8 protein-coding genes and 1 pseudogene are annotated in these 9,652 nt (G+C 31.0%); 6 read left to right on the top strand and 3 right to left on the bottom strand.

Annotation, left to right across the window (positions count from 1 at the left end; translation table 11 throughout):
• Positions 1–219: 219 nt before the first annotated feature.
• Both H8911_RS07035 and H8911_RS07030 read right to left on the bottom strand, forming a co-directional pair.
• On the bottom strand, positions 220–1,170 hold the full coding sequence (locus H8911_RS07035) for a nucleotidyl transferase AbiEii/AbiGii toxin family protein (protein ID WP_181990266.1): 951 nt from the start codon (positions 1,168–1,170) through the stop codon (positions 220–222).
• A complete protein-coding gene (locus tag H8911_RS07030; protein ID WP_118357180.1) occupies positions 1,160–1,927 on the bottom strand; it encodes a type IV toxin-antitoxin system AbiEi family antitoxin domain-containing protein in 768 nt (255 codons plus the stop codon). Before H8911_RS07030 ends, H8911_RS07035 begins: the two co-directional genes overlap by 11 nt.
• A gap of 315 nt (positions 1,928–2,242) precedes the next feature.
• Here H8911_RS07030 and istB point away from each other — a divergent pair.
• The 6 genes and pseudogenes from istB to H8911_RS12485 form a co-directional block, all read left to right on the top strand.
• Positions 2,243–2,947, top strand: a pseudogene (gene istB, locus H8911_RS07020) (IS21-like element helper ATPase IstB); the annotation flags it as partial.
• Positions 2,948–3,129: 182 nt separating this feature from the next.
• Positions 3,130–3,987 (top strand): MurR/RpiR family transcriptional regulator, encoded by an 858-nt coding sequence (locus H8911_RS07015; protein WP_186999142.1) that lies wholly within the window; start codon positions 3,130–3,132, stop codon positions 3,985–3,987.
• Between the two features lie 137 nt (positions 3,988–4,124).
• Complete coding sequence (locus tag H8911_RS07010) at positions 4,125–5,516, top strand: 6-phospho-beta-glucosidase (RefSeq protein ID WP_186999141.1); 1,392 nt, start codon at positions 4,125–4,127, stop codon at positions 5,514–5,516.
• The gene (locus H8911_RS07005; protein ID WP_118357737.1) at positions 5,506–6,537 is read left to right on the top strand and encodes an aldose epimerase family protein; all 1,032 of its coding nucleotides are present in this window, start codon (positions 5,506–5,508) and stop codon (positions 6,535–6,537) included. Before H8911_RS07010 ends, H8911_RS07005 begins: the two co-directional genes overlap by 11 nt.
• 14 nt (positions 6,538–6,551) lie before the next feature.
• Entirely contained in the window at positions 6,552–8,159 is a 1,608-nt protein-coding gene (locus H8911_RS07000; protein WP_222620987.1) for a PTS transporter subunit EIIC, read from the top strand.
• Complete coding sequence (locus tag H8911_RS12485) at positions 8,159–8,626, top strand: PTS sugar transporter subunit IIA (protein ID WP_222620986.1); 468 nt, start codon at positions 8,159–8,161, stop codon at positions 8,624–8,626. The genes H8911_RS07000 and H8911_RS12485 overlap by 1 nt, the downstream gene beginning before the upstream one ends.
• A 124-nt stretch (positions 8,627–8,750) precedes the next feature.
• Here H8911_RS12485 and H8911_RS06995 read toward each other — a convergent pair whose 3' ends face one another.
• A complete protein-coding gene (locus H8911_RS06995; protein WP_186999140.1) occupies positions 8,751–9,605 on the bottom strand; it encodes a YitT family protein in 855 nt (284 codons plus the stop codon).
• Between the last annotated feature and the right edge of the window lie 47 nt (positions 9,606–9,652).

Genomic DNA, 9,652 nt, shown 5'->3' with positions numbered 1-9,652 from the left:
AATCATGCAATCTAATTTTGCATTGTTTCTGTTAGTCATAGCCATTGTGATATCCTCCATAAACCCTCTATAATTATATCATTTTTGGCATAATAAATGGCAGAAACGTCGACTATTTTTGGGTTTATGAAGTACGTTTCTGCCACAGATATTCTATCAGATTTTAAAAAGACTGTCGACAGTCACTTTGTCAACAGTCTGAAGCATCCATAGGGATGCTTAGAGTTTCTTTGTTGTTCTTGTTTTCCATAAAGCCATAGGGTGATTTTTAATTCTCTTTAACTCATCGCCATCATAAAGCAGTTCAGGCATATAATTCTTTTGTTTAAACTGATCTAAGAACATAGACTCATTTTCATTTAATACAAAATGTTCATTAAAGAAATCAATAATTTTTTGTTTAGCTTCTGGTAATGAAAAGAATTCTTTAGAATTAATAACAGGAAGTAAAAATCTTTTAATATGATTTTGTGTAATGGAATCAATGTTATTCAAATTGAAGTCAAAATTACCATTTTCATTGCTGATAGCTCTGTAGAATACGGCGCATTTCTTCATTTTATTTATTTCTATTTCATTAAATATATTTGAATTTATCATGTATAAAAAATCATAAAGATCTCTAGGAGTTGAACGTGTCATAAGAGCTACTAGTTTACTTCCAAATATCTCAATTGGATTAATAGCTCGAATTTCCACTTCACCAATCAAACCATAGTCTTTTGTTTTTACAATCACTGGTTCATAAACATGGGCTCTGAGCATATAATTAATTTCAATTTTGATGGTATCAGGATTTCCACCGGCATTAATATAACTTGCTTTAAGACTATCCAGAGCATGATGTTCACGAGTGTCTTTATCAAGTTTATAACCATTTTTCTCTAAATAGTTTACTAGCAACTCTTTGATTCTTTTTCTTTTTTGCATCATTTCTTCCCTCGAAGAATTTGTAGTAAAATCTAAATCAATATCAACTGATAGGCGCGGTAGATCAAAGATTGTTAAATTGATTGCAGTTCCACCCTTTAAAGCTAAATTATTAAATAAGTCAGGCTCCATACGGATATAAGATAATATATCAACTAAACGAATAACTTTTTCATAAGTGTCTCTTATATAATGATATTTATCAGCTTCTTTTTGAAGTTGTCTTTTATTAAAATTCATTGTCATCACTTCCTTTGCTTAATATTGTTAAAATATAATTGGGCACGCAAACATTCCATTTTTTATTTAATGTTGTATTACTTACTTTTTTAGAAGAATTTAGATAACACTTAGAAGAACCTATTTGTGAATGAATATAGTCGAGGGTAGCATTGCTGATACCTAAATTATTTTTAAATGTCTCTAAAATATAGCCAGCTCTTTGATATAATACTTTTTTATTATAAAACTTTAATGTCTCAATCAACTTATCTTCATTAATATTATGAATTGAATCAAAAGCGCGATAAATTTCTTCGATGCCACCTGCTAAATCTATTTGATCAATACAATCAATCATTGTTCTTTCAATACTTGTTACTTTAACACCATCATAATTTGTTTCAATTTGAAGATCACATTTACTTTGAACAAAATGATAAGCAACATATTCAAATTCAAAATCGTTGATTCTTTTATGACCAGAATAAACAACTTCATTAAATACTTGATTATTTAAACCACGATATTCTAAAGCAGAGTGATAAGATATATAATTGCTTTTATCTAATTTTGTGGCAATAACATATTTGTTACAAAATGGAGTATTATTTGCGATATCTATCGCAACATAATAATTTTGTTTAATTCTTTTAATATATCCTTTTTTTAGGGAACGAGATAAAAAGGATTCAGCAGTTTTTGAATTTTTAATAATTCTTTGTATGTCTTGTCTTGTAAAGATACCTAAATCTAAAATTTCATTATAATATTTCATATTATATCACCAGTTAAACATTAACATAAAACCCTTTAAAAAGTAAGTGTTATATGCATATTTTAAACTAAATTTCTGAATAGCATTCTTATTTGAAATATCAAAATTACCAGATTTAAGTTGGTCGCATTACTGTGAATCACTATATATATATATATATATATATATCAGATGATGGCAAAAGCGATTTCTATGAAAAAGAAGCAATTAAAGCAAGTTGGTTAGTTAGAGAGCTAAAAAGACAAATTAGTGTATTTCATTATTCGAGAGACTGTTGTTATCAACTGGTGAAGCTAATATAAAGAAAGCCTTAAATTATTCACAATAAAAGAAAACCTGCCAAGCTATATCGCTATGATCAATTCAGGCGAAAAATCAACTGTTGATGCACTATATGAATTAACAGAAAAAGAAATGGATCTAAAAGAAAAAAGAGCCATCAAAGCCTGTGTGCACACAGCCGGATTTCCATTCGAGAAAACAATCAATGACTTTGATTTTTCATTCCAACCGAGCATCAATAAAAGTGAAATAGAAGACTACACGACATTGCGATTTATGGAAAACAACAAAAATATTCTATTTATCGGAAGCTCGGGAACTGGAAAAACACATTTAGCAACTTCAATAGGCATTGAAGCAGCAAAGCATAGAAAAAGTGTATATTTCATCACATGTCAAGAATTGATGCTTCAATTGAAACGTGCTGAATCTGAGAACAGACTGGATCAAAGACTTAAGTTTTTTACGCGCCAGAAACTGCTGATAATAGATGAGATTGGATATATCAATCTAGATAAAGAAGATGCGAATCTGTTTTTCCAGTTGATATCAAGACGATATGAACAACGATCAACTATAATCACAACAAATAAGAATCTATCTAAATGGTCAACTATATTCGGAGATCCTGTAATAGCAAATGCGATACTGGATCGACTACTGCATCATTCACATATAGTCAGTATAGTAGGTCCATCATATAGAATAAAAGACGTAATGGATTCATTTGAAAACTAAATAATGCGATCCAAATTGGTTATCTTTAAATTACCACTATCAAATGGTTTTCATAGTATTGCCTCACTTTCAAAAAATGAAATTTTTTAAACTTTTGAAAGTGAATAGTATGCTTTTGTTAATTTTTCTTTTTATATTTTAAGAATTCTTAGATATTATTGGAATAGTTGGAGGTGTATAACATGAAATTGGAAAAAAGGATAGAACTATGTGATTCTATGACACCGCTAGAGTCTGAAATTGCATCTTATATTTTAAATAATAAAGATGCGGTTACGAAACTAAAGATTCAAGAATTGGCTGATATACTATTTATATCAAAATCTGCGATTCATCGTTTTGTGAAAAAGATTGGGTTTAATGGATTCAATGATTTAAAAGTGAGTATCGCAAAAGAAAATGCTGATTTATTAGAAAATAATTCCTATATCAATGTGAATTATCCATTTCAGGCAAAGGATAATCCTAGACAGATAGCTTTTAAGCTTTTAGAACTTTATGAGAAGGCTATTAAAGATACATTTGAATATGTTGATTTAGACCAAATCAAAGCAGTTTCACAATTAATAGATTCGGCAGATGTAATTGATGTTTATACTCATGCCCATAATTCAAATATAGCAGAAAATTTTCAAGATAAAATGTTGACTATTGGAAGAAGTGTAAACTGTCCAAGCAGCTTTTATAATCAAAGATTAACTGTATTGGCTTCGGACCAAAAACACGTAGCGATTATTCTATCTTATTCGGGAAAGGCTACATTTATATTGCCAATTGTAAAAAAATTATATGAAAAAGGTGTGAAAGTTATACAAATTGGAAAAGCAGGAAGTAATTATTATTCTCAATATGTGACATATCATTTATCGATTAGTGATTCTGAAAATAATCGAGATAGAATGTCTCAGTTTTCAAGTCATATAGCCATGCAATACATTATGGATGTTTTGTATGGTTGTATTTATAATGAGAAAAGAAAAAAGAACACAAAATATATTTATGATTCAATTGATTATATGGATGATCGACCAGAGGATTAAAAAGATTCAAAAAGTTTCAGATTTTTTTGAATCTTTTTTATTTTGCGCAGAAAAAACTATCTACGATTCTTGGGAATATTGAATAACAACTGGGTAAAAAGTAAATTAAAGCTATCAATAGAAAAGGAGAAAACATTATGGAAAAAGGATTGAAAATTGTTACGATTGGTGGCGGAAGCAGTTATACACCTGAATTGATGGAAGGTTTCATTAAACGTTATAATGAACTTCCAATTAAGGAAATCTGGCTTGTAGATATTGAGCAAGGAAAAGAAAAAGTAAATATTGATGCCAAAATGTCACAACGTATGTGGGATGCAGCAGGCTATGATGTAAAAGTGCATGTAACCTTTGATCGTAGAGAGGCATTAAAAGATGCGGATTTTGTTACAACACAATTTAGAGTGGGCTTATTGGAAGCTAGAATTAAAGACGAGAGAATTCCTTTGTCTTATGGAATGTTAGGACAAGAAACAAATGGAGCTGGTGGAATTTTTAAGGCATTTAGAACAATTCCTGTCATTCTTGATATTGTAGAGGATATGAAAGAATTATGTCCAAATGCATGGTTAATTAATTTTACAAATCCAAGTGGAATGGTAACTGAAGCAGTTATTAAATACGGAAAGTGGGATCGTTGTATCGGTTTATGTAATGTTCCAACGATTGCTATGATGAAAGAGCCTATTGCATTAAATGTAGATCCAAATGAGTTGATTTATCAATTCGTAGGGCTAAATCACTTTCATTGGCACAAAGTATATGATAAAGATGGAAATGAATTAACAAGTAAAGTAATTGATGCTATGTTGGATGGAAAAGATGTTGGTCTTCCAGCAAACATCAATAACGTTCCTTTCTTTGGAGAACAAATCAGAGAAATGAATATGATTCCTTGTGGATACCATAGATATTATTATCGTCAACAAGAAATGTTAGAGCATAGTTTGATGGAATATGAAACAATTGGTACTCGTGGTCAACAAGTAAAAGAAACAGAAAATAAATTGTTTGAATTATATAAAAATCCGAATTTAGATCATAAACCAGAAGAGTTATCAAAACGTGGTGGAGCTTATTACAGCGATGCAGCGTGTGAATGTATCAATGCGATTTATAACAATAAGCAGACTCATATGGTTGTCAGCACAAAAAATAGAGGAGCAATTCCAGAATTGCCGGAAGATTCAATTGTTGAAGTAAGCTGCTATATTGGGGCAAAAGGAGCAATGCCTGTTGCTTGGGGAAAATTACCAAGTGCACAAAGAGGATGGCTTCAATGTATGAAGGCAATGGAAGAATGTACAATCGAAGCTGCAGTTACAGGTAATTATGGATTGGCACTTGAAGCATTTACATTAAATGAATTGATTCCATCGGGAGAAAATGCGAAACGTGTTTTGGATGAATTGTTGATTGCACATAAGAATTATTTACCACAATTTAAGTCTACAATTGAAAAATTAGAAAAAGAAAATGTAACAATCAAAGATTCAGTAGTGAACGAGATTATTGCTCATGAGCGTTAAAAAAGAAATATTTGGAATACATCCATCGGGTAAAGAAGTTTACAAGTTTGAAATCGTGAATAAACAAGGAATGAAAGCAGTAATCACTAATTTTGGTGCTATTCTAATATCCTTGTTTGTTAAAGATAAAAAGGGTAATTTTCAGGATGTAGTATTAGGATATGACTCATTAGAAGAATATCTTGATAATCATCCAATGTTTGGGGCAACGGTAGGTCGCAATGTAAATCGTATATCCAATGCAAAGTTTGAATTGGATGGCAAAACATATTTATTAGATAAGAATAGAGGAAACCATAATATTCATAGTGACAAAGAGCATGGATTTCATAAAGTGATTTGGGATTTTGAAATCACTGGTGAAAATTCTGTATGTTTATCTTATTTAAGTTGTGATATGGAGCAAGGTTTTCCAGGCGAAGTCTATATAAAGATGACATATACGTTGACAGAGACAAATGGATTGATATTGTCATACTTTGCGACACCAAATAAAAGAACGATTTTAAACGTTACGAATCATACATATTTTAATTTGGGAGAAAATATATTTTCTACAGAGTTCTGTATTCATGCGAAATCATTTACGCCCGTTGATGAAGATATAATTCCAACTGGTGAAATTAGAGAAGTAAAAAATACACCAATGGATTTAACAAAGTATTCATTTATTAAAGATAGATTGAACTCAAATTATCACCAGCTACAAATTGAAAAAGGGTATGACCATAACTATGTACTCGATCATCCTCATACGGGATTTCGATTAATTGCTCAAACTAGAAGTATGAAAAGTGGAATACATATGGATGTGTACTCGGATATGCCAGGAATGCAGTTTTATACATCAAATTCATTAAAAAATACAATAGGTAAAAATGGGGTTGTTTATAAAAAGTATGATGCATTTTGTATGGAACCGGATTATTTTCCAAATGCTATTAACACAAAAGGTTTTGAAAAACCAATCTTTGATTCAAATAAAAATTTTATTTCAACGACAATGTATCAATTTTATTAGGAGGAAAATGAAATATGAATAAGTCTAAAGAGTCTGGAAAGTTTTTTGCTATGATCCAGCAGGTAGGAAAGTCTTTCTTTTTACCAGTATCTGTTTTACCAATCGCAGGACTTTTGTTGGGATTAGGTTCTTCGTTTACAAATCAAACAACGATTGAGACATATAATTTAACTGGATTATTAGGGTCAGGAACTGTATTAAATGGTTTATTAACGATTATGTCTCAGGTAGGTACAGCGATTTTTGGAAATTTACCTTTGATTTTCGCATTAGCAGTTGCACTAGGTATGGCAAGAAAAGAAAAGGCAGTTGCAGTTTTATCATCTGGAATTGCGTTTATTGTAATGCACACATCTATTAATGCGATGCTAAAGATTTCTGGTTATATTCTTCCAGATGGAAGTCAGGCAGATTTTGTTTTACAAGGACAATTATCTAGTGTACTAGGAATTACATCTTTAGAAATGGGTGTATTTGGAGGAATTATTGTAGGATTAGGAGTTGCAGCATTACATAATAAGTTCTACAAACAAGAATTGCCTATGGCATTATCATTCTTTTCAGGAGTTCGATTCGTACCAATTATTAGTACTATCGTGTATATTTTCGTAGGAATTCTTTGCTTCTTTGTATGGCCATTTGTACAAAGTGGAATCTTTACATTAGGTAATTTAGTAACAGCTTCTGGATATGCAGGAACATTTATTTTTGGATTCCTTGAACGTGCATTGATTCCATTTGGTCTTCACCATGTATTCTATATCCCATTTTGGCAGACAGCACTTGGTGGAACGGCAACTATTGATGGAGTTGTAGTTGCAGGTGCACAAAATATCTTCTTTGCAGAATTGGCATCACCTAATACGGTACGCTTTAGCGTAGATGCATGTCGTTTTATGAGTGGTAAATATTCATTTATGATGGCAGGATTACCTGCAGCGGCATACGCTATGTATAAATGTGCAAGACCTGAAAATAAGAAAGTAGTAGCAGGTTTATTGTTTTCAGCAGGTTTAACTTCATTCTTAACTGGTATTACAGAACCAATTGAATTTACATTCTTATTTATTGCTCCAGCACTATTTATTTTACACTGTGGTTTAGCAGGTTTATCATTCTTATTATGTCATCTGTTGAATATTTGTATTGGAACAACTTTCTCATGTGGTTTGATTGATTTTACACTTTATGGATTACTTCAAGGACCAACAAAAACAAATTGGCCAATGATGTTAGTTTTATTTGTAATCTATGCAATAGCATACTATTTAATTTTCTCATTCTTGATTAAGAAATTTAATATTATGACACCAGGACGTGAAGAAAATTCAACAAATATTAAATTGTATACTAAAGAGGATTTGAAAAATAAAAATAACACGAAATCAGAATTAATTCTAGAAGGTGTAGGTGGAGTTGACAATTTAGTGGATATTGATGCTTGTGCAACTCGACTTCGCTTAACTGTTGTAGATGAAAATTTAGTGAATGAAGAATTGTTAAAAGAATCAGGATCAAAAGGATTAATTAAAAAGGGTAAAGGCATTCAAATCATTTATGGTCCACAGGTAACAGTTATAAAAAGTGATTTTGAAGAATATGTAGAGAAAGTGAGTCAATAATGTTTTTTAGAAAGAAAGTAAATGAATTAGAAATCTTTAAATGTGCGCAAGGAGATATTGTGCCTATTGAAAATGTTCCTGATTCAGTTTTTGCAGACAAATTACTAGGTGATGGAATCGCAATCAACCCGAGTGATGGAGAAATTATTTCACCTATTGATGGACAAGTTGTTATGATTCAAGACAGCCTTCATGCGATTGGAATTCAATCAGAGGATGGTATTGAAATATTGATTCATGTTGGATTGGATACAGTCGAATTAAAAGGCGAAGGATTCGTTAAGAAAGTGAATATAAATGATAGAGTGAATAAAGGGCAGCCTATTGTATATTTCGATAAAGAAATGATTGAAGAAAAAGGGTATAATACGATCACGATGATGATAGTTGTTAATGATGAGCGTATTTCTAAATTGGAAAAAGGCGATCAACTAGATAAACCTTTAATAAAAGTTCAATATAAATAATAAAACTGTAGCGATATGTGAGTCGCTACAGTCTTTTTGTATATTAAAAAACAAAATATCATAATCCATTTCGAATACTAAAAGGATTATCGAAAGTGCAATTAAACTATGAGACTGAGTCCTTTTAAACGTGATTTTTCTTAGTGTTCCAAGTACCGATGACTTCATTAACTGTAGATACCGTTACAAATGCTTCAATATCACTTTCTTGAAGATAATATAGTAATTTTTTATATTCATTTGTAGCCATAATTGTGACAAGCTCTGTATGTTCTGTTTTATCATAACCACCTTTTGCCGAATATAAAGTAACACCACGCTTTAATGTGTTCATAATATAATCTTGAATCACTTCATATTCTTTGGATAAGATACAAATCTTCTTTTTCTTATTAAAACCATCAATAAAATAATCTACAGCCTGACCATTGGCTAAAGTTGCCAATGCACCAACCACTAAAGCACCAATATCATATACAATTAGACTTGTTGTACAAATGAGTAGACCGACTAATGTACAAGCTTTGCCTAGATCTATATGTGTATATTTATTGACGATTTTCGCAATAATATCTGTTCCACCACTCGATGCGTTTACACGAAATAGTATAGTTTGTCCAAAAGCTAAAATTAATGTATATGTAGCCATGTCAAAAACAGCGTTTTGTGTTAAAGACACGTTATTTGGATACATTTTTTCAAATACAGCTAGAAATAAAGGCAATAATAAAGAGGCATAAATCGTTTTTGCCCCAAATTCCTTACCAATTAGAACAATACCTAGAATCAACAATAAGGCGTTGATCACAAAGGTAAGTGTAGAAATAGATAGGCTTGTGATTTTAGCTAAAACCATAGCTAAACCAGTAACACTTCCAGTGATAACTTCACTAGGAATTAAGAAGAAATATATGGCGACACTGATGATAAATATGGCAAGTGTAATAGTTAAAAAGCTTTTTGTTGTATTCGTTTTCATTTGTAAAACCTCCACTTTTTATTATGCCAAAAAAAGTGTAAAAAAAG

This window comes from Holdemanella hominis (genome assembly GCF_014306155.1).
Classification (GTDB): Bacteria; Bacillota_I; Bacilli_A; order Erysipelotrichales; family Erysipelotrichaceae; genus Holdemanella; species Holdemanella hominis.
The sequence above is the reverse complement of the archived record's forward strand: the minus strand, read 5'-3'. Positions and strand labels throughout refer to the sequence as shown.

Bases quoted from the DNA above. Each gene is read 5' to 3' on its own strand.
- H8911_RS07035 (WP_181990266.1), bottom strand. From the start codon at position 1,170: ATGAATTTTAATAAAAGACAACTTCAAAAAGAAGCTGATAAATATCAT.
- H8911_RS07030 (WP_118357180.1), bottom strand. From the start codon at position 1,927: ATGAAATATTATAATGAAATTTTAGATTTAGGTATCTTTACAAGACAA.
- H8911_RS07015 (WP_186999142.1), top strand. From the start codon at position 3,130: ATGAAATTGGAAAAAAGGATAGAACTATGTGATTCTATGACACCGCTA.
- H8911_RS07010 (WP_186999141.1), top strand. From the start codon at position 4,125: ATGGAAAAAGGATTGAAAATTGTTACGATTGGTGGCGGAAGCAGTTAT.
- H8911_RS07005 (WP_118357737.1), top strand. From the start codon at position 5,506: ATGAGCGTTAAAAAAGAAATATTTGGAATACATCCATCGGGTAAAGAA.
- H8911_RS07000 (WP_222620987.1), top strand. From the start codon at position 6,552: ATGAATAAGTCTAAAGAGTCTGGAAAGTTTTTTGCTATGATCCAGCAG.
- H8911_RS12485 (WP_222620986.1), top strand. From the start codon at position 8,159: ATGTTTTTTAGAAAGAAAGTAAATGAATTAGAAATCTTTAAATGTGCG.
- H8911_RS06995 (WP_186999140.1), bottom strand. From the start codon at position 9,605: ATGAAAACGAATACAACAAAAAGCTTTTTAACTATTACACTTGCCATA.